The sequence below is a fragment of the Heyndrickxia sp. FSL W8-0423 genome, assembly GCF_038009395.1.
GTDB classification, from domain to species: domain Bacteria; phylum Bacillota; class Bacilli; order Bacillales; family Bacillaceae_C; genus Heyndrickxia; species Heyndrickxia sporothermodurans.
On record NZ_JBBPBE010000001.1, the window covers coordinates 3,280,657 to 3,300,498 of the forward strand.

The window sequence follows — 19,842 nt, forward strand, 5'->3', positions numbered from 1 at the left end:
AATTATGCAGTAAATGTTTCTCATGAAACAAGATTTCTCGTCAGCATTCATCATGCTTGTTTCACATTTTTAGGTATAAAGAAGGAAAATGTCGTACCTTGTCCTACTATGCTTTTAACAGAGATTTTCCCGTCATGCGCTTCCACAATGTTTTTCGCAATTGCTAGCCCTAATCCGGTTCCGGATTTACCTCTTGTCCTTGCTTTATCCGCTTTATAAAATCGTTCAAAGACGAATGGCAGATCTTCTTCGGGAATTCCGGACCCATTATCCTCTACCATTATTTCGATCCCGTTAGTACTATCAATTAATTTGACTTTTACATAACCATTTAATGATGTATGACGAATGGCATTATCGATAAGATTTGTTAAAACCTGTTCAATTCTATCCGGATCAATAAAAACTGTTTCTGTAGCCGAGTTCACTTCACAAGATAAATTGACATGCTTCTCTCTTGCTAAACCGTAAAATTTATTCGTTACCCTTTCAATAAATGGTTGAATCTCGACTTCATCTCTATATAGAGAAATATGGCCGGCTTCCATTCTTGCTAAATCTAATAATTCATTAACTAATCTTCCAATTCGTAACGTTTCATCATAAATAATTTTCGCAAACTCTTTCTTCTCATCTTCAGAAGCAGCTATATCATCGATGATTGCCTCACTATATCCTTGAAGCATCGCAATTGGAGTCCGCAATTCATGTGAAACATTAGCAATGAAATCATCCCTCAGTTTATCGAGCTTACGTTCCTCCGTCATATCTCGTATAACAGCAACCGCTCCACGAACACTATCTTGGTTATATAAGGGACCGACAATGACAACGTACGTCCTTCCTTGTATTGTCAGTTCATCTGTTTTCTCCATTTCTGTTTCAAGCACTTTTTGGAGAAGCAAATCTTCTGGCGGTAAGAAGTCGCCATTTTCACCTTGTTCCTTATACCACTGTTGAAGAAATCGTTCTGCCGGTGGATTCGTTATTAATATCGTACCATCACGATTAAAAGTAAGCACCCCATCGGCCATACTACTTAAAATACTTGATAGTTGTTCCTTTTCCTGATTTAATGCATTCATATTAAATTTTAATTGTTTTCCCATTTGATTAAAGGCAGTTGCAAGCTCTCCAATTTCGTCATGGGTAAGAATTGGAACTTTTTTATCAAATTTTCCTTTTGTTATTTCAAAAACTGCTTCACGCATTTTTCTTAATGGAGCAGCAATTCGAGTGGATAAAAAGAAAGCAAATCCAGTAGTTAAAATAATTGCAATACCTGCCGCTAATAAAATTAATTTCGTTGTTTGATTAGTGGTTTCCTGCAACACATCTAAAGAGCGATAAATAAATATTGCTCCAGTTTCACCTTGTCGAATATGTAAAGGAGCGGATGCCACAATTACATTTTCATACCTATTATTAGATTTATTTTTCGGGGCTGAAAATTCTTTAATCTTCGTCTGCCCTTTATTATAAACACTAGTAAATGTTGGATCCTCTAAAATGGTTATTGGTGATATTTTATCGTTTTTATGAATATTGGGGGAATAATAAACGTTATCCTTATCATAGGCAATCATTACTTTTGTTGATTTATCAACAAATTCTAATGCAAGTTCTTTGCCGATATCATCTCCCGCATGAGTCTCAACGATATTTGCTACTTTTTGTGCAGTATATGTTAGATTATCTTTAATTTGCTGCACATGATAATTCTCGAAAAACTCCAGTAATAGTATGGTCAAAATAAATAAAACAAAAGAGACTAATACTAATATAGTTAACCAGAGTTTTCCGACAACGCTTTTCCATAACCTCATTCTGAGGTGACCTCAAATTTATAACCAACTCCCCATACGGTAACTATCATTTTAGCTGCTTGTTCGGATACACGGTTTAATTTTTCCCGTAGGCGTTTTACATGTGTATCCACAGTCCTTAAGTCACCAAAAAATTCATAATGCCACACTTCTTTTAATAAATGTTCCCGATCAAAAACTTTATCCGGTGATTTGGCTAAGAAGTATAATAGTTCATATTCTTTAGGTGTTAAATTAACTTCTTTACCATCTGCACTCACACGGTGGGCGTCATTATCAATCGTTAAATGATTATAGACAATCATATCTTTTGTTTTTGTATCCGTATTCAAAAAGCTAGTAGTCGATGATCTTCTTAATAATGCTTTTACGCGGAGTACGACCTCTCTTGGGCTAAAAGGCTTTACGATGTAGTCATCTGTTCCAACTTCAAAGCCTTCCACACGATTAGCTTCTTCACCTTTAGCTGTAAGCATAATTACAGGTGTTGCCTTCTTCTCTCTTAGTTCTTTACAAACCTCTATCCCACTTTTTCCGGGCATCATTAAATCTAATAGGATGCAGTCATAATCATGTTCCAGTGCCATTTGTAAAGCTGACTCACCGTCACCTGCTTCTTCAATATAATAATTTTCCCGTTCTAGATACATTTTCAATAATCTACGAATACGATCTTCGTCGTCAACAACTAATATTTTTGCTTCATAATCCATATATATTTTCCCCTTTATATTTTTGTGAAAAAGCCTTCACGAATGTGAAGGCTTTAAGTTGTCATCCTTACTTTATTTTATTACTCAAACTAGCCAAAATCAATTAGAAGCATAGGAGTGTAATCCTGCGATAACTAAGTTTACTGCAACAAGGTTAAACATAATAATCGCAAAACCAACAACTGCTAACCACGCGGACTTTTCACCGTGCCAGCCTTTTGATAAACGTAAATGCAGAAACGCTGCATAGAAAAGCCATGTAACAAGTGCCCAAACTTCTTTCGGATCCCATCCCCAAGGACGGCTCCAAGCAATTTGTGCCCAAATCATTGCAAATATTAGACCGCCGAGTGTAAAAACCGGAAACCCAATAATGACCGAACGATAACTAATTTCATCTACAAAGTCCAATTTTAAGTTTTTCGTAATTGGCTGTAATATCGCACCGATTCGTTTTCTAAAAATAAGCCTAATTAACAAGTAGATGATAATACCAGTAATTAGTGACCAGATTACTGTATTTAACTTTAAGGCATTAATAATCGCTGGAACATGGAACAACGGTTCAAATCGATCTGCTGTTTGCAATTCACCTTTATGAGGACCTACTAATGCTGGCATATGATAGACCATTCCGTCCTCATTAACCTTTGCAACTCCCTTTTTATCAACCCAATTAAAGGAAGCTTTGTAATCCATTGCCGAAAAGATTGTTGAACATACAACGAAGCCTAGTACAGCAATTAAGGCAAACATAACAATTTCTAACCAAACTGTACGAGCGCTCCGTTTAGTTTGATCAATTGCTTTTACTAAGTAAATTAAGCCAGCAGCAAAGCTAATTGCCAAAATCGCTTCCCCGGCAGCGACTGTCGTCACATGTATATAAAGCCAATGGCTTTTCAGAGAAGGAACAAGCGGATTTAATTCACCTGGGAACATACTAGCGAATGCAATGATAAGCAATGCAATTGGTAAAGCGAACAAACCTAGTACAGGTGTTTTATAAATAAAATAAATAATGATAAATGCAGCGACGAGCATCATCCCAAAGAATGTAACAAATTCGAACATATTACTTACAGGTGCATGACCCGATGCAATCCACCGTAAAATGAAATAGACTAATTGAGAAATAAAACCGATAATGGCGACGAAAATGGCAATGTTTCCCCATCGATTAGGTTTATCTTCATTTCCATGTATTTTTTTTTGGCGAATGGCACCACCGAAAAAGAAAGTACCAATTAAATAAAGTATAAATGCAGCATATAGAAAGTTACTGCTCACGTTAACTAAGTCAGACAAAATCGCCCCTCCTTAATGTTACTCTTTTTTCTTTTCTTGTTGATCAATCGGTTCTGGAATATTTGTATCTTTCAGTGCATATTTAATTTCATTCTTTATTCCAAACCAGTTTTTATTTGTATGTGCCGCAATCAATACTTCTCCATTGACACGTTGTAACCAAATTCTTCGATGATTCCAATACATCCCTTGGATGACACCGATCATAAAGATTAAACCACCTAAAGCAAGTATCCATAACGTCAAATCTTTACGGACCGTTAACACTGAAATATTTCTCGTATCAATTGATTTGAACGCCATTTTATAGTCGTTTTCTCCCAACGGCTCAACATTTTGTTTAATTGCGACAAAACTCACTTCACCTTTCGGATGTTCAGGTGAATACATTCTAAACAAAAATGCCGGATTATTAGGTACAGATGTTTTTGTTTGTGGTTCACCATTTTTAGCAAAACCTGAAAAATCAGGATAATATCCTATTAACTCTACTTTATACCCATTTTTCAAATCATAAACATCTTTCGGATCAAATAAATCCACTTTAAGATTTCCCATTGATTTTCCATTGGCTTTATTTTGTAATTCAAATGACATTGCTTTTAATTCATCTAATTGGTAAGACATTTGATAAAGTGCATAATGATCCATTTTTAACGGTTTATTCACTTTGATCGAAAAATCTTTCACTTTTTTTAGTTTATCGGATTCTCCAGCTATTCCGCCATCTACCCGTTTATATAATGTAACATTTGATTGGAAATTTTTTGCTACATTTCCAACCCGACTAATTGCTTGATTAAATGTTTCTTTATCTTTCTTATTGTCGTATTTTTCTAAAATGAATTTTTTATTCTCAAGTACATATTGTGAATGGGTACCTGGAATAACCTTTTTTTCTCCTTCACGAATCGATAAAGTTTCGTCGACATACATACCGGGAACAAATCGAAGCATTCCCCCGATAAGAAATATGATTAGACCGATATGATTAACGTACGGTCCCCATCTCGAGAATCGCCCTTTTTCTGCTAAAATATTCCCATTTTCTTCGCGGATTTTGTATCTTTTGGATTTCAATTTTTGTTTGATTGAATCAAACACTTCATCTGATACTTCAATATTAGACCGAGAAAACAGTCGTTGACGCTTTAAAAATCCTTCATGTCGAGATACTTTTTGATTTTTTAAAGCACGATGGAGCGGGATAAAACGATCGAGACTACAGATAACTAATGATATCCCAATACTAGCAATTAAAAGCAAGTACCACCAAGAACTATAAAGATCTTGGAAACCTAAGTTGTACCATAGTTGTCCAACCCATCCGTACTCTTCTTTATAATATTGTTCGGGCGGGATATTTTGCTGTATGTATTCTTTTTGCGGAAGAATGGTCCCAATAGCACTAGCTATTAATGTAATGACAATTAACCAAACTCCAACTTTTACAGATGAAAAAAAGTTCCAGATTTTATCAATAATTGTTTTATTATATGTTTGAGAACGACGAGCACTACCTTCATAACGCATATCATGAAGTTTATCTCGTTTTGCTTCTTCAGTTAAGGCTCTCCCGCAAGATTCACAAAGTATGGTACCAATTGGGTTTACGTGACCACACTCACATTTTATTTCCTTCATACATAAAACTCCTTAAGGTTTAATACTCTCCATTAAGTGTTGAATTTCTTTTTTAGTCATTGTTTTAACTACAATTTGCTTTACTTTACCGCTGGAATCAATAAAAAAGGAAGTTGGAATAGGATCAATTCCGTATGCATATTGAACGTCCCTGCCTTTATCCATTAATACAGGAAAATTCAGCCCATACTCTTTAATAAACTTATTTACCAGGTAGTTAGATTCTCCAACATTTACGGCTAAAATCTCGACTCCTTGTTTTTTAAAGTCTTTATATAAGTCAACCATATAAGGCATTTCTTCCTTACACGGACCACACCATGTGCCCCAAAAATTTAAAAATATTCCTTTTCCGCGGTAGTCTGATAATCTATGTTTCGTTCCAGACATATCTTGTAAAACAAAATCCGGTGCCTTATCTCCCACTTTTATTTCTCCACGACTATCTTTCGTTAGATTTGCATATAAAGTGTAAGCAACAGCAGAGATTAATACAAGTAAAATGACTGTTCTAATGATTAATCTTTGTTTTTTCTTTTGTGACATTTCGCAACCTCCAATCGAAAATTCGTCACATTATAATTACTATTATATCATTCCCCCAAAACATGCTAATTAGCATAATTTGAAGGTTATGTGAACCTTTATTGCAGTCCTGTTCCTGTTTCCGCTAGTGCTCTAAGTTGTTTAACCTCATGTGGAGTTAGTTCTCGGCTTTCCCCCGCATTTAAGCTGTGTAAATTTAAAAATGCGTAACGTTCGCGCTTTAGCTTTTGAACCGGATGCCCGATTGCTTCGAACATTCTGCGGACTTGGCGATTTTTCCCTTCATGGATCGTTAATTCTACGATAGATTTTTGTGTTTTTTTATCAGCGGATAGTAATTTCGCCTTGGCGGGAGCTGTTATACCATCCTCTAATTTAACACCTTTTTCTAATAGTTTTAATGATTGTCTAGTTGGGATTCCTTTAATTTTTGCCACATATGTTTTGTTAATTTCGTATCGTGGATGCATAAGCAAATTTGCAAACTCACCATCATTTGTTAATAGTAATAATCCTGAAGTATCGTAATCTAAACGTCCGATAGGATAAACACGTTGTTTTATTTCTGGAAGGAAATCGATGACCACTTTTCTACCTTTATCATCTTTTACTGCAGAGATAACTCCTCTTGGCTTGTACATTAAAATATATTTTTTTTCTTCTCTTTCAAGTGGAATTTCATTAACTTCTACTTTATCATTGACAGAAACTTTCGTACCGAGCTCACGTACTATTTTTCCGTTAACTTTCACTTTTCCTTCTGCAATTAATTCTTCTGACTTCCGCCGAGAGGCAATCCCTGCTTGTGCAATAACCTTTTGAAGACGTTCCATTCTATTTTCCACCTCATTTATTTTTTCAAAGCATATTCTTTATGAATTATTACATATCAAATAGAAAAAGCAAAGAAATGAGTTATACCATAGACATAAAAAAACTTGGATATTTGGCTTTTTATCCAAACATCCAAGTTATGATGATGATTGCTGCACCTATTCCAACTAAATCAGCTAATAGGCCGACTTTTAACGCATCTCCCATTTTTTTAATACCAACTGCACCAAAATAAACGGTTAATACATATAAAGTCGTATCTGTACTCCCTTGTATAGTTGATGCTAATTTTCCGATAAAAGTATCTGGTCCATGTACTTTAAGGATATCACTCATAATTCCTAATGCCGCATTTCCTGATATTGGACGGATTAATGCTAAAGGGACAATTTCTGATGGGACTCCTAAGAAATCTAAAACAGGTCTAAGCAATTGGACAAAAAAGTCTAATGCACCAGAAGCTCGGAATACAGTAATTGCAACTAACATTCCGACAAGAAATGGAATAATCGATACAGCTATCTTTATTCCTTCTTTCCCACCATCTACAAAACTCTCATATGCAGGAGTTTTTTTCATGACGCTATATATTAATATAAAACCAATTAGAATAGGAATGATCCAAATTGATACAATTGACAGTATATACATATTATTTCACCCCATTGCGGGTTCTTTTATAGTAATAGTAGCGGTCTATCAAAATAGCAGCAATGGTCGCTATTGTCGTAGCCAATAATGTTGGTCCAACAATTTCAGTTGGTGATGCCGAATGATAATTCATTCGGATTGCAATAACAGTTGTTGGTATTAACGTAAGCCCGGATGTATTTAATGCCAGAAATGTAATCATCGATCGACTTGCAACAGGTCTTCCGCCATTTAACTCCTTCAATTGCTCCATCGCCTTTATTCCTAACGGTGTAGCAGCATTGCCAAGTCCGAACATATTAGCAATGATGTTAGATAATATATACCCCATTGCAGGATGATTTTCGGGGACTTCGGGAAAGAGTCGTTTAATGATCGGACGAAATAAACGCGAGAATTTATCCAAAAGTCCTGAATCTTGGGCAATTCTCATAATTCCCAGCCAGAATACAAGTATACTTATCAACCCTATACAAAGGGTAACCGCTTCATTTGCTGATTGAAAAATAGCTTCATTAACATCTTTCATTTTTCCATTAATAGCCGCGAAAACCAAACCGATTAATGTCATACCAATCCAAATATAATTAACCATTCTCTTTTACACCTAAATGGATCGAAAATAATTGAATAAAGTACCCGAACCATCCTTTCTTTTTTTCTACATTCTCATGCTTATAATAAATGGGTACCGATTTAATTTCTTCGTTCCCCTTATAAACGACTGCTTTTCCAACTATTTTTGGAATATTCCTTGCGTCTTTCCAATTTTTTTGGGAATTTAGTAGTTTCATTTCTATTGAAATCTCTTTTTTTTCATTGTTTGTAAGTGAATATAAGACGGGATTTTTAATGTAAACATGATTTTTCAAATACTTGTTGTTAATACCTTTAATCAAACCTTTGTCCAACACAATGGTTGTATCAAAATACTTAAAACCGTACTCAAACATATTTATATGATCATTCCAATCATCAGGACCATTTAATGTAACCGCAATTAGATTTTGATGGTCTTTTGTTGCCGTTGTAACTAAAGTTCTTTTCGCACGTTTTGTAAAACCGGTTTTCCCGCCTGTCGTGTATTTATACTTTTCTGTTAATAATCGATTTTTATTTCCCCATCCTTTATAAAACTTAGTTCCGGAAATCTCTCTGTATGTTTTATTTTGCATTGCATATCGCGTCAAAAGTGCCATATCATATGCAGTTGAAAAATGATCTTCTTTGTTATCTAGACCATTGGGATTCGCAAAATGTGTATTAACCATTCCAATTTCTTTCGCCTTCTGGTTCATTAAAAAGACAAATCCCTCAATACTCCCCCCTACACATTCGGCAATCGCATTGGCAGCATCATTTCCCGATCGCAGCATTAAACCATACACTAAATCCTTTAGTTTCATCGTATCTCCCGGTTTTAAATAAATCGATGAACCTTCCGTTCGAACAGCTGTGTCACTAATTTTAGTATTTTCATCTAACTTTCCCGATTCAATTGCTAGGATGGCCGTCATTATTTTCGTAATAGAGGCTATCCTTCGTACATCATTTGCATTTTTTTCGTATAAAACTCTTCCACTATCTTGGTCCATTAAAATAGCGCTTGCGGCTGTAACTGAAGGTGATGCAGCAAAAGATTTTCCGGGGCTGGCCAATATAAGCATAATAAAAATAGCGAATATAAAAAAACGTTTCATACAGTTGCTCCTCTTCTCCATTATGAACATGTACTTTGTACAAGTTTATGAATGGACAAGGATAGATATGAATAAAAAAGGCTATTTGCGTTTGCAAATAGCCTTTTGAATCTGTTCTATTCAATATCTTTATTAGATTCCAATGTTTCTTGAAATTTTTCAAAAAATAGATCTGCATCGTCCTGTTCAAAATCATTGTCTGTTGGTTCAGGAAGAGGCGGCAATTCCTTAATATCTTTTAGACCAAAATAATCTAGAAATTCTTTAGTCGTTCCATATAATCTAGCTCTTCCTGCACCATTTGCACGGCCAACTTCCTTTATCAGACCTTTAGAAGTAAGAGTTTGCAATGGACGTTCCGTTTTCACTCCACGTATATCTTCGATCTCAATTCTTGTTATTGGTTGTTTATAAGAAATAATGGCAAGTGTTTCCAATGCTGCTTGTGAAAGTGTACTCATCCCCGGAGATTCAACTAGTCTTTTCAAATAAAGTGAGTTTTCTTTCTTCGTTACTAATTGATAGGTACCCGCCAGCTCGACAATAACAATTCCGCGGTCATTTTGCATTTCATAATCCTGTTTCAATTGTTCAACTAGTTCGATCGCTTGAAATTCTTCAAGCTCCATAACTGTCATTATTTGTTTTAATGACAAACCTTCATCCCCAGCAGCAAAAAGTAAGCTTTCCAATATGCCTTTCCAATTAATTTGTTCCAATCATACTCGCTCCCATCCTTGCTACGAAAATATCTTCAAAATTGCCATCTTGCTCAACATAAATTTCATTTCGTTTCATTAATTCCAAAATAGCAAGAAATGTAATGACCACATGATTTTTTTCAGGTACAGGGAAGAGTGTATTAAAATTTTGCTTGCCCTTTTCAATCGTAAGATCTTTTAATATTTCTTCCATACGGCTTTCAATTGATATTTCCTGTCTTGTGATTTTTGTCGATAGTGGCTTTTGCAACTTTTTTCTGCGCAATAATTTATTCAACGCCCCTATCATATCATATATAGAAACATCCCCTTGAAATTGATCCGAAGGGATGTCTTTCATATATTCCGTTAAATCACTTGGAGGTTTTGTAAACATTTGTCCACGTTCCTGCTCCATTTGCTTTAGCTCGATAGCTGCTTCTTTATATTTTCGATATTCTACTAGTTTTTCAACTAAATCATCCCTAGGATCTTCTTCATATTCAAACTCATCTTCCAATTCATCTTCATATTTAGGAAGTAACATTTTACTTTTAATTGCGAGTAATGTTGCTGCCATAACTAAATACTCACTAGCAACATCCAATTCCAATTCCTTCATCGCATGAATAAATAATAAGTATTGTTCAGATATTTCAGCCATAGGTATATCATAAATATCTATTTCTAACCGATTAATTAAATGCAGAAGTAAATCTAAAGGTCCTTCAAATGCATCAATTTTCACATTATATTCCATCATATCACCAATTTCATGCCTCTAGTAAAAAATAACCCCAATATTATTAGTATAGTGGAATATCTTCTGCAGTCCAATAAAAATTTTTCCATACGGTTTTTGTACCAAAATTATGCAACTCCATATTAAAACAATCCAAACAATTAAGCTTTTTGGAAATGATTTTCCTAGCTATATGTATAAAATAAACAGTAATTTATGTTACACTTACATAAGTTGAAAGTGAGTGAGTTATGTAATGAAAATACCGGAAGCATATATTGAATATTTAGTGCATTTTCACGGTGATAGAGATTATTTTGAGTGCCATGAACTTTTAGAAGAGCATTGGAAACTAACCGATATCAAAAATCGCCATTCAGTGTGGGTTGGCTTAATTCAATTAGCCGTTTCGCAATACCATTATCGACGCTCGAACATTGTTGGCGCCATCCGTTTAATGAAAAAAGCATTAAATAATTTAATTGAGAATAAAAATATTCTGATCACATTAAAAATAGATGTGAATGATCTATTTAATAAAATGAATACACAGCTTACAAGAATGAAAAATAATGAAGAATACGAAAGTATCAATATAAAAATTAATGATGAAAGGTTACTTACTATATGTAAAAGTAAATGTAAGGAGCTAGGGTTTAGATGGGGGGAACAAAACGCGGGAGATGACTACACAATTATTCATCGACACGCAGTACGAGATCGGACAAGTATCGAAATGGAAAGGTATCTCTCAGCCATAACGAAACGTTTGAAGAGAGAACGAAAATTACAACTTAAAAATTAAAATAAGGCTGACCATAATAAAACGATAAATCCCCGTTTCATTATCATGAATCAAACACTATTGATCAGCCTTACAGTTCTTCATCGTTACAGTTTTCACAAAATGCTGCCGTGTATTCATTTGGCAAAATTGTTTTTCCTTCGTAAATCTGCTTTATAGATTTTAGCATATTCTTTCCTACACCTTGATTGCGGTGAGAAGGATTCACTGATATATGTTGAATTTCAACCAACTGATCTTTTAATTGAACCCCAATTAATCCAATTACATCATCTTCTATTTTCCATAAAAAAAGCTGCCAATTTTCCTCATTTTCATATTGTTTTATTGTTTGTTGCAGCTTTTTTATATCTTTTTCATTTGGCATGAAAGACAGAAGTCCCATGGCGATTTTTTCAAAAGCTTTTTTATATCTAATTAGCATGCATATCCCTCGTTATCCTTCTACATATTATGAATACTTTTCTATCATTATAAACATCGACAGGCAATATTAAACACTATAATTAAACGATGTACAACCAATAGTAGAGTCCCCATCCTAAAGCTAAAACAAGGATTAGAATAAATAGTAAAATATTATTTTTTTTCAAAGAGAACACTCCTATTTCCATAAAATCATCTATATGTAATAAGTTATTCGCCCTCTATTGTATCGATTTTAGATACTTTACGCAATCACAAAAAAAATGATGTAACATATTCAAATTTCTGCTAATTGGGTAGTGGGTATATTTTTCGGCTCAATTGTAGATATGAAAAATAAGCAAATGAGCCGAAAAAAATTATAAATTAATCTTACTATGGAGAGGCAGATCTAATTTGATAATATCTTCATAGGTTTCTCGTTTTACCACAAGTTGGTCTTCGCCATTTTCAACGAACACGACTGGTGGTCTCGGTATTCGATTATAATTATTTGCCATTGAATATCCGTAGGCGCCCGTGCAAAATACCGCTAAAATATCATTACATACTGTATTAGGCAGTGGGAGATCCCAAATTAGCATATCTCCTGATTCACAGCATTTTCCAGCAATAGAATAGGTTTCTTCTACTTTAGCTAAAGGTCGATTTGCTAATACAGCTTCATATTTTGCTTCATAGAGTGCTGGTCTAATATTATCACTCATTCCACCGTCAACCGCTATATATTTCCGTACATTTGGTACGTCTTTGTTAGACCCAACAGTATATAATGTTGTACCTGCTTCACCCACTAGTGATCTGCCTGGTTCAATCCAAATTTCGGGCATAGGGAGTTGATGGGAATTAGTTTGTTTCTGTACTTCTATAATAATTTCCTTTACGTAATTATCTGGGGTTAATGGCGCGTCCTCACTCGTATAGCGGATTCCAAATCCCCCGCCTAAATTTAAAACAGATGGAAAATATGCATACTTTTCATTCCACTTAACTAACTTTTCGATAATTTTATTTGCGGCAAGAATAAATCCAGTTGTCTCAAAAATCTGTGAACCAATATGACAATGAAGCCCTAACACCTTAAAGTGCTCTGATTCTAGTGATTTTCTAAGAGCTTCTTCCGCTTGACCATTTTGTAAATCAAACCCAAATTTTGAGTCTTCCTGGCCAGTCAAAATGTAATCATGGGTATGTGCCTCAATTCCAGGAGTTACACGAAGTAAGATTGCGATTTGGGTATTTCTTTCCAGTGTGAGCTGCTCAAGCAATTCTAGTTCATAAAAATTATCTACGACAATACAGCCTATATTGTAATCTAAGGCTAATTCTAATTCTTCTTTACTCTTGTTATTACCATGAAAATGGATGCGATCCGCCGGAAACTTAGCGGCAATTGCTGTATATAATTCCCCGCCTGACACAACGTCTAACGATAATCCTTCTTCATGTGCTAAATTTAGCATGGCAATTGAAGAAAATGCTTTACTAGCATATGCTACCTGTGATTTTATTCCTAGTTTATCGAAGGTTTGTTTAAACCCTCTGGCACGGTCACGTATTAAAGCAACATCATACACATATATAGGCGTTCCATATTTTTTAACTAATTCAACTGTATCGACGCCACCAATTTCAAGATGGTTGTTTTCATTTATTTTTGAAGTACCATGAAAATACATTAGTTTTCCTCATTTCTATGTAAAATCCTTTTAAGAATAAATAGACAGTTGTCAAATAGGACAAACTGTCTATTTATTCAATATTTATAATAAATTAGCTAAACTTTATCATAAAACGATCATTTTCGCAATGGTTGTTTTACTTATCAGCTGGTTGTCGAAAACGATCTCGTGGATGCACAATGCTTGGTCTAATTTTCGATCCCGGTACCGTTCTCCGAATTAAAATATGAGTAATTGCTTGAGGATTAAACGGGATAAATGGCCATAAATATGGTGCATTTAATGCGCGAATATGTGCTAAATAAATGACAAAAAGAGTTCCACCTATTAATAAGCCCGGTAATTTAAAGAAGGCAACAAATAGCATCAATACTACCCTAGCAATTTTATTTGCTACACTTAATTCATAACTTGGTGTCGCGTATGTACCTATAGCCGCGACCGACACATATAGAATTACTTCCGATACAAATAAACCAACATCAACAGCAATTTGACCAATTAAAACAGCGGCAATTAATCCCATCGCCGTAGCCAAAGGGGTTGGTGTATGTATGGCGGCAATTCTTAAAAATTCAATCCCCATATCTGCGATAAATAATTGTAAAATTAACGGAATATTTGTTTGTTTATTCGGTCCAATGAACTCTAAATGCTCGGGCAGTAAACTAGGTTCAGTAGCAAATAAATACCATAATGGTAGTAAAAAAATGGACGCAAGCACCCCTAGGTAACGAACCCAACGTATAAAGGTTCCAACGGCTGCTGATTGTCGGTACTCCTCGGCGTGCTGAAGATGGTGAAAAAAGGTTGCAGGTGTAACCATAACACTTGGTGAAGTATCAATAAAAATTAATACATGACCCTCTAATAGATGAATGGAACCGACATCAGCTCTCTCTGTATAGCGGACAAGTGGATAAGGATTATATCCTTGTTTTAAAAGGAATTCTTCAATCGTTTTATCTGCCATTGTAATTCCATCAACATCAATTGTTTTTAATTCCTTTTTAACTGTTTTTACTAAATCGGGATTTGCTACACCTTCGATATAGCTAATGGCAACGTCCGTTTTCGAACGCTCTCCCACCTTCATAATTTCAAATCGCAATCGTTCGTCACGAATTCTTCTTCTTGTCAGAGCGGTATTAACGATAATATTTTCGACATATCCATCACGTGATCCACGAACAACTTTTTCTGTATCAGGTTCCATCGGCTGTCTTCCTGGATAACTTCTTACATCGACAATAATTGCTTCGCCTTCACCCTCTACAACGATAGCAATCAATCCTGATAGTACTTGATCAGCCATTTCATCAATCGTTTTCACTACTTCTACCGACTGATTTACGATTCGATTTTGGATAATATCGTAAATCCTACTAGAAAGCCGATCCGAGCCATTTAAGTCTACTAATTCCCGTAAAATATGGATGATAAATATCGTATCGGTTAATCCATTAATATAATAAATTTGGATATTCTTTTTTGACACCTTTATATGTCGGACACCTAGATCAAAACTTACACCCAATCCTATTCTTTTTTCAAATATCTTCTCTAGTTCTTCGATATTTTTGGGTATTGGTTCTTTTCTATTTAGGTCATTTGTCATAATACCCGCTCCTTTCTAATACTAAATCAACCGCTTTTCTCGTTATTGGGGAGCCATTCGTATAATGATCAATTTTCCCCATCTTTCCGATGTCCCCAATACCCACAATTATCGGTACGTTTAATTTATCAAGACAATAGACGGTGTCCCCATTAATTTTCTTTAATTCCATTTCGGGGATACCATATTTATCGACACCGTATGGGGTCAAGTTTCCTTCCCTATCAATACATACATCAACTTTTGACCATTCAGCTTGGTGGGTTTTTGAAGCAACTGCAATAACACCAAGCACTTCAATATCAGGATGTGTAGCGACAATCATTAATGCCTCTTCTCCATTTCCTTCACCTATATAGCCACTATCATCAAACATAACTAACACCGGATCGACTGGAGCTTTTTTAATTTGGTTAACGATTTCATGTCCAGATAAATGAGAAGGGTTTCCGTATGACTGTGAAATACATCTGCCGCCGATATCTTTAGCAATTGTTTCAATTGCTTTTCTCGCATAATCATCACCATCTGTAATTAATATCACCTTTCGTTTACTATTCATACGAAAATCCTTTCCATTTAAAGTTTTTAATTTAGATATGATTATTTAATGATCGACGAAATAGATCCAATGAAATAAAGAACCGCACACCTTCCCAAAAACAATTGCCATTAAAGCGATAATTAAATGCCCATCAATTCCTATTCGCTTAGTTAATATCGGGATGACATTAATTACTTCAGTTAGAGCTGCAGCGAGCATTCCTACAAATATACCGCATCCTAGTCCGATTGGTATAAGCAATAACACGGTTAAATGAAACGTAACATCTCTTAGCTGAGCCCAGCCGCCTAAGATCGCGCCTATTACAATAGCCCATTCGTACAGATACACCATTTTTGCTGTTTTCGATAGTTGAACCAATCTCGGAATAATCCCAAGCACTGATAAAAACGCAACTAACCCGCAACCTACGATTAACCCACCTGAAAGGCCAATAATGAAAAAAAGAATGTTATTAATCATCGTCAAGGCGCTTAATACTTTCTTTGTTTTCATTTAATGTGACATAATGATCCACATCTTGCTGATAATTAAAAATTTCGACTTCCAGAGGGCTAGGTTCTTCATTAAAGCGTTTTTTAAAAATATGATTAAAGAAAATAATCATTCCCAATCCTAAGCCGATTGAATAAGGGATTTGAAGGATTAATGGTTTCGAGACCTCATGACCCGTGATCATTCGGTAAATTTTCTGATGGACGATTCTCATGCTTACATCTTCATGAAAATTCATAATTGCTAAAGCAGACCCTATAAAAAGGAGAATCCAGATTACTAAGAAAAACGGAATTGAAACTTTCTTCTTTTTATAAATAATTTCAATGATTGTTTGCGTGGGACCAATGGTTTGGATATCAACCGCTCCATATTTTTTAGTAATAACATTGATTACCTCCATAATATCGATTACTGCGGAACTCTTATCTTTTTTTGTCACTTGATAAACAGGCAGGTTTTTTAAATCTGCCAGAACATTTTCCGGCGCAATAATCTGTGCGATATCTGAAAGTTTAATTATGCTATCAGGCCTCACCTCTACACGATAGCGAAGACGCAAATAAATCAAACTTTCCATTTCCTTCAACCCCTAAAAATTTTGTGTTTGATACATAGTAGTATGTGGAAATGCCTCATTTTCATTCATGAAAAAAATCGCACAGGCTATGAACCCATGCGATCTTTCATCTGCTCTAATATTTTTTTCTCTAATCTAGATACCTGTACTTGAGAAATCCCTAATCTTTCCGCTACCTCGGATTGTGTTTGATCCTTATAATATCGCAAATAAACGATTAATCGTTCCCGTTCATCCAGCCCTCTAATGGCTTCCTTTAAGGCAATTTTATCGAACCATTTCTGATCATTTTGATCGGCAATTTGATCCAAAAGTGTAATGGGATCTCCATCGTTTTCATATACGGTTTCATGAATCGAAGATGGCGTCCTGCCTGCCTCTTGAGCCATAATGACATCTTCAGCAGAAATTTCAAGGAAGTCGGCAATTTCATTTACAGTAGGTACCCTTCCAAAACTTTTCGTTAACTCGTCTTTCGCTTTTCTGATACGGTTACCAATTTCCTTTAAAGATCTACTTACTTTAACTGTACCATCATCACGTAAAAAGCGTTGTATTTCTCCGATAATCATCGGAACTGCATATGTCGAAAACTTAACATCATATGATAAATCAAATTTATCTACAGATTTCAATAATCCAATACAGCCTATTTGAAATAAATCATCCGGATCATAGCCGCGATTTAAAAAACGTTGCACGACCGACCAAACAAGGCGAATATTCTTTTCAACGAGCTGGTCGCGCGCATCTTGATCGCCTTCCTGGCTTTTGTGAATTAACTCTTTTACTTCATGATCCTTCAGAAAGCCTTGAGTTTTCTCTTTCTTAAGTTCCACATCCATAGGCACGACTCCTTAATTACATAAGGCTTTTTTGAAGGCCAAATGCTTTTTTAAACGAATAATGGTGCCTACTCTAGGTTGTGATTCTATTTCTATGTCGTCCATAAAGTTTTCCATAATGGTAAATCCCATTCCGGAACGTTCTAATTCCGGCTTCGTTGTAAATAGAGGTTGTCTTGCTTCCTCAATATCAGGAATTCCAATCCCCTCATCACGAATCACCAATTCAACAACACCATCTTCAATGGCTGCTGAAATATAGACCATACCTGCAGGATTCCCTTCATATCCATGAATAATAGCATTTGTTACTGCTTCGGAAACAACTGTTTTTATTTCAGTAAGTTCATCAATGGTAGGATCCAATTGAGCAATAAATGCTGCTACAGTGACTCGGGCAAAGGACTCATTTTGACTTAAGGCGGTGAATTGAATTTGCATTTCATTTCTCATCGATTACGCAACCCCCAATCTTTCCAGCGCAAACTGTTCTGATTCATCTAAACGTATAATTTTAAATAGTCCAGACATTTCAAAAAGACGTTTTACCGCTGGTGAGATTGCGCAAACGACCATTTCGCCATTTTTTTGTTTGATTTGTTTATATCTCCCTAAAATGACGCCTAGACCAGAGCTGTCCATAAATGATAATTGATCAAGATTCAAGACAAGGTGTTGGATATGAAATTTTTCAATTGCACCTGATACATTTTCCCTTAATGTTTCTGCTGTATGATGATCTAATTCTCCTTTTAACCGGATGCAAAGAACATCTTTTTTCACTTCTAAATCAATCGATAGACTCAATTTCGCAGCCTCCTTTTAGCTTTATATTGAGTCAATTCGATTTTTTACTGCAATAATCCTTCTTCCTGACAAAACTAGAAGTATATCGTCATAATTAGTCTTCGTTCGACGTTAGAAAAGCGTAAGTGCCTTGACTAGGCCTCGAGCAAGGCAAACCATTTATTTTAATTAGCTATTAGTAAACATACCAAAGGAACGTTTAAATAATTTCCACCAACCGGCTTGTTTTACATCTTTATTTGCAACAAGTTTTGATTGAACAAGTATTTTCCCATCTTTTTTCACAGTTATTGTACCTATTTGGTCACCTTTTTTGATTGGTGCTTTTAATTTTTCATTCAATTTAATCGATTTTTTAAGGTGATCAACTTTTTCACCTTTTTTAGTTAAAACCGAAATCGGTTCACTCGTAATGGCTTGTATTTGTTTCTTATCACCTTTGCTAACCTTTACATTCCCTAATGATTGTCCTTTTTTATATAACGGGTGTGTCGTGTACATAGCAAAAGCGTAATCTAGCATTTTCGTTACTTGTGCATTTCTAACTTTTGTCGAAGGTGCTCCAAATACAACAGCAATGACACGCATTCCGTTTTTCTTCGCAGTGGCTGTTAAGCAAAATTTCGCTTCATTTGTGAATCCAGTTTTAAGACCATCTACACCTGGATAAAATTTTACAAGTTTATTTGTATTTACGAGCCAAAACTTTTTATCCGTATTTTCGCGTAAATAGGATTCATATTTTCCGGTGAAATTTGTAATGTTTTCATGTCTTAATAGGTCTTTGGCCATTATGGCCATATCATAAGCCGAACTATAATGGTCCTTTTCAGGTAGACCTGTAGCATTTTGGAATTTCGTATCTTTAAGTCCAAGTTCAGCAGCTTTTTTATTCATCATTTCTACAAACTCTTCTTCACTGCCGGCAATCTTCTCAGCCATTGCGACAGATGCATCGTTTGCTGAACCAATCGAAATGCCTCTCAACATTTCTTCAACCGTCATTTCTTCCCCTGGTTCAAGAAATATTTGAGAGCCTCCCATCGAAGCGGCAAATTCACTAGTTCGCACTTTTTCATTTAAAGAGATCTTTTTCTGCTCAAGCGCTTCCATTATTAAAATCATTGTCATCACTTTTGTCATCGATGCGGGTGGAAGTTTTTCATGACTATTTTTATCATATAGAACTGTTCCTGTGTCCCGTTCGATTAAAATAGCAGATTTCGCATCCGAAGCTAATTCGGTCGTTTTTTCGGCAGCTTTCACTTGTGAAGTGAGAATGGATGCCATTAAAAAATAAATAACGAGAATACTTAAACCTTTTTTCATTTGGACCCCTCCAAAGATTTTCTTT

Annotated in this window: 22 protein-coding genes; 1 reads left to right on the forward strand and 21 read right to left on the reverse strand. The window is 35.3% G+C overall.

Going from position 1 to position 19,842, the window contains the following annotated elements; translation table 11 throughout:
• Positions 1-50: 50 nt before the first annotated feature.
• From MKY81_RS16790 to MKY81_RS16840, 11 genes are all read right to left on the reverse strand, one after another.
• Positions 51-1,826: an ATP-binding protein gene (locus tag MKY81_RS16790; RefSeq protein WP_328007401.1), complete on the reverse strand. Its 1,776-nt coding sequence runs from the start codon at positions 1,824-1,826 to the stop codon at positions 51-53.
• Entirely contained in the window at positions 1,823-2,539 is a 717-nt protein-coding gene (locus MKY81_RS16795) for a response regulator (protein WP_066228756.1), read from the reverse strand. Before MKY81_RS16795 ends, MKY81_RS16790 begins: the two co-directional genes overlap by 4 nt.
• A 99-nt stretch (positions 2,540-2,638) precedes the next feature.
• On the reverse strand, positions 2,639-3,847 hold the full coding sequence (ccsB, locus tag MKY81_RS16800) for a c-type cytochrome biogenesis protein CcsB (protein ID WP_066228759.1): 1,209 nt from the start codon (positions 3,845-3,847) through the stop codon (positions 2,639-2,641).
• Between the two features lie 18 nt (positions 3,848-3,865).
• The gene (gene resB, locus MKY81_RS16805; RefSeq protein WP_327991114.1) at positions 3,866-5,491 is read right to left on the reverse strand and encodes a cytochrome c biogenesis protein ResB; all 1,626 of its coding nucleotides are present in this window, start codon (positions 5,489-5,491) and stop codon (positions 3,866-3,868) included.
• A gap of 12 nt (positions 5,492-5,503) precedes the next feature.
• On the reverse strand, positions 5,504-6,037 hold the full coding sequence (gene resA, locus MKY81_RS16810; protein WP_107921201.1) for a thiol-disulfide oxidoreductase ResA: 534 nt from the start codon (positions 6,035-6,037) through the stop codon (positions 5,504-5,506).
• A 98-nt stretch (positions 6,038-6,135) separates the two neighbouring features.
• A complete protein-coding gene (locus tag MKY81_RS16815) occupies positions 6,136-6,870 on the reverse strand; it encodes a pseudouridine synthase (protein WP_107921202.1) in 735 nt (244 codons plus the stop codon).
• A gap of 121 nt (positions 6,871-6,991) precedes the next feature.
• The gene (locus tag MKY81_RS16820; protein WP_107921203.1) at positions 6,992-7,522 is read right to left on the reverse strand and encodes a spore maturation protein; all 531 of its coding nucleotides are present in this window, start codon (positions 7,520-7,522) and stop codon (positions 6,992-6,994) included.
• 1 nt (position 7,523) lies between these two features.
• Complete coding sequence (locus MKY81_RS16825) at positions 7,524-8,117, reverse strand: nucleoside recognition domain-containing protein (RefSeq protein WP_107921204.1); 594 nt, start codon at positions 8,115-8,117, stop codon at positions 7,524-7,526.
• Complete coding sequence (locus MKY81_RS16830) at positions 8,110-9,222, reverse strand: D-alanyl-D-alanine carboxypeptidase family protein (RefSeq protein ID WP_107921205.1); 1,113 nt, start codon at positions 9,220-9,222, stop codon at positions 8,110-8,112. Before MKY81_RS16830 ends, MKY81_RS16825 begins: the two co-directional genes overlap by 8 nt.
• A gap of 116 nt (positions 9,223-9,338) precedes the next feature.
• Positions 9,339-9,941, reverse strand: coding sequence for an SMC-Scp complex subunit ScpB (gene scpB / locus MKY81_RS16835; protein ID WP_066228783.1), 603 nt, complete (start codon positions 9,939-9,941; stop codon positions 9,339-9,341).
• On the reverse strand, positions 9,928-10,683 hold the full coding sequence (locus MKY81_RS16840) for a segregation/condensation protein A (RefSeq protein WP_341118797.1): 756 nt from the start codon (positions 10,681-10,683) through the stop codon (positions 9,928-9,930). Before MKY81_RS16840 ends, scpB begins: the two co-directional genes overlap by 14 nt.
• A 238-nt stretch (positions 10,684-10,921) precedes the next feature.
• On the opposite strand from MKY81_RS16840, the gene MKY81_RS16845 reads away from it, so the two are divergent.
• On the forward strand, positions 10,922-11,470 hold the full coding sequence (locus MKY81_RS16845; protein WP_066228791.1) for a DUF309 domain-containing protein: 549 nt from the start codon (positions 10,922-10,924) through the stop codon (positions 11,468-11,470).
• A gap of 70 nt (positions 11,471-11,540) precedes the next feature.
• Here MKY81_RS16845 and MKY81_RS16850 read toward each other — a convergent pair whose 3' ends face one another.
• The 10 genes from MKY81_RS16850 to MKY81_RS16895 form a co-directional block, all read right to left on the reverse strand.
• Positions 11,541-11,894, reverse strand: coding sequence for a GNAT family N-acetyltransferase (locus tag MKY81_RS16850; protein WP_066228794.1), 354 nt, complete (start codon positions 11,892-11,894; stop codon positions 11,541-11,543).
• A 361-nt stretch (positions 11,895-12,255) separates the two neighbouring features.
• Positions 12,256-13,575 carry a diaminopimelate decarboxylase gene (gene lysA / locus MKY81_RS16855; RefSeq protein ID WP_341118379.1) on the reverse strand — a complete coding sequence of 440 codons (1,320 nt, stop codon included), beginning with the start codon at positions 13,573-13,575 and terminating at the stop codon, positions 12,256-12,258.
• Positions 13,576-13,714: 139 nt separating this feature from the next.
• Positions 13,715-15,196 (reverse strand): spore germination protein, encoded by a 1,482-nt coding sequence (locus MKY81_RS16860; protein WP_341118380.1) that lies wholly within the window; start codon positions 15,194-15,196, stop codon positions 13,715-13,717.
• Positions 15,186-15,758 (reverse strand): stage V sporulation protein AE, encoded by a 573-nt coding sequence (locus MKY81_RS16865; RefSeq protein ID WP_327991106.1) that lies wholly within the window; start codon positions 15,756-15,758, stop codon positions 15,186-15,188. The genes MKY81_RS16860 and MKY81_RS16865 overlap by 11 nt, the downstream gene beginning before the upstream one ends.
• 45 nt (positions 15,759-15,803) lie before the next feature.
• Positions 15,804-16,256, reverse strand: coding sequence for a stage V sporulation protein AB (locus tag MKY81_RS16870; protein ID WP_341118381.1), 453 nt, complete (start codon positions 16,254-16,256; stop codon positions 15,804-15,806).
• Complete coding sequence (locus MKY81_RS16875) at positions 16,216-16,836, reverse strand: stage V sporulation protein AA (RefSeq protein ID WP_327991103.1); 621 nt, start codon at positions 16,834-16,836, stop codon at positions 16,216-16,218. The genes MKY81_RS16870 and MKY81_RS16875 overlap by 41 nt, the downstream gene beginning before the upstream one ends.
• Positions 16,837-16,922: 86 nt before the next feature.
• Positions 16,923-17,681, reverse strand: a complete 759-nt coding sequence (gene sigF, locus MKY81_RS16880) for an RNA polymerase sporulation sigma factor SigF (RefSeq protein ID WP_066228813.1) — start codon at positions 17,679-17,681, stop codon at positions 16,923-16,925.
• A gap of 12 nt (positions 17,682-17,693) precedes the next feature.
• Positions 17,694-18,134, reverse strand: a complete 441-nt coding sequence (gene spoIIAB / locus MKY81_RS16885) for an anti-sigma F factor (RefSeq protein WP_066228815.1) — start codon at positions 18,132-18,134, stop codon at positions 17,694-17,696.
• A gap of 3 nt (positions 18,135-18,137) precedes the next feature.
• Complete coding sequence (gene spoIIAA / locus MKY81_RS16890; protein ID WP_325945932.1) at positions 18,138-18,488, reverse strand: anti-sigma F factor antagonist; 351 nt, start codon at positions 18,486-18,488, stop codon at positions 18,138-18,140.
• Positions 18,489-18,656: 168 nt separating this feature from the next.
• Positions 18,657-19,817, reverse strand: coding sequence for a D-alanyl-D-alanine carboxypeptidase family protein (locus MKY81_RS16895; RefSeq protein WP_325945929.1), 1,161 nt, complete (start codon positions 19,815-19,817; stop codon positions 18,657-18,659).
• Between the last annotated feature and the right edge of the window lie 25 nt (positions 19,818-19,842).

Bases quoted from the DNA above. Each gene is read 5' to 3' on its own strand.
- MKY81_RS16860 (WP_341118380.1), bottom strand. From the start codon at position 15,196: ATGACAAATGACCTAAATAGAAAAGAACCAATACCCAAAAATATCGAA.
- MKY81_RS16870 (WP_341118381.1), bottom strand. From the start codon at position 16,256: ATGAAAACAAAGAAAGTATTAAGCGCCTTGACGATGATTAATAACATT.
- MKY81_RS16875 (WP_327991103.1), bottom strand. From the start codon at position 16,836: ATGGAAAGTTTGATTTATTTGCGTCTTCGCTATCGTGTAGAGGTGAGG.
- resB (WP_327991114.1), bottom strand. From the start codon at position 5,491: ATGAAGGAAATAAAATGTGAGTGTGGTCACGTAAACCCAATTGGTACC.
- MKY81_RS16820 (WP_107921203.1), bottom strand. From the start codon at position 7,522: ATGTATATACTGTCAATTGTATCAATTTGGATCATTCCTATTCTAATT.
- MKY81_RS16840 (WP_341118797.1), bottom strand. From the start codon at position 10,683: ATGGAATATAATGTGAAAATTGATGCATTTGAAGGACCTTTAGATTTA.
- MKY81_RS16830 (WP_107921205.1), bottom strand. From the start codon at position 9,222: ATGAAACGTTTTTTTATATTCGCTATTTTTATTATGCTTATATTGGCC.
- MKY81_RS16895 (WP_325945929.1), bottom strand. From the start codon at position 19,817: ATGAAAAAAGGTTTAAGTATTCTCGTTATTTATTTTTTAATGGCATCC.
- resA (WP_107921201.1), bottom strand. From the start codon at position 6,037: ATGTCACAAAAGAAAAAACAAAGATTAATCATTAGAACAGTCATTTTA.
- MKY81_RS16825 (WP_107921204.1), bottom strand. From the start codon at position 8,117: ATGGTTAATTATATTTGGATTGGTATGACATTAATCGGTTTGGTTTTC.
- MKY81_RS16845 (WP_066228791.1), top strand. From the start codon at position 10,922: ATGAAAATACCGGAAGCATATATTGAATATTTAGTGCATTTTCACGGT.
- MKY81_RS16815 (WP_107921202.1), bottom strand. From the start codon at position 6,870: ATGGAACGTCTTCAAAAGGTTATTGCACAAGCAGGGATTGCCTCTCGG.
- lysA (WP_341118379.1), bottom strand. From the start codon at position 13,575: ATGTATTTTCATGGTACTTCAAAAATAAATGAAAACAACCATCTTGAA.
- MKY81_RS16790 (WP_328007401.1), bottom strand. From the start codon at position 1,826: ATGAGGTTATGGAAAAGCGTTGTCGGAAAACTCTGGTTAACTATATTA.
- sigF (WP_066228813.1), bottom strand. From the start codon at position 17,681: ATGGATGTGGAACTTAAGAAAGAGAAAACTCAAGGCTTTCTGAAGGAT.
- MKY81_RS16850 (WP_066228794.1), bottom strand. From the start codon at position 11,894: ATGCTAATTAGATATAAAAAAGCTTTTGAAAAAATCGCCATGGGACTT.
- spoIIAB (WP_066228815.1), bottom strand. From the start codon at position 18,134: ATGAGAAATGAAATGCAAATTCAATTCACCGCCTTAAGTCAAAATGAG.
- MKY81_RS16865 (WP_327991106.1), bottom strand. From the start codon at position 15,758: ATGAATAGTAAACGAAAGGTGATATTAATTACAGATGGTGATGATTAT.
- MKY81_RS16795 (WP_066228756.1), bottom strand. From the start codon at position 2,539: ATGGATTATGAAGCAAAAATATTAGTTGTTGACGACGAAGATCGTATT.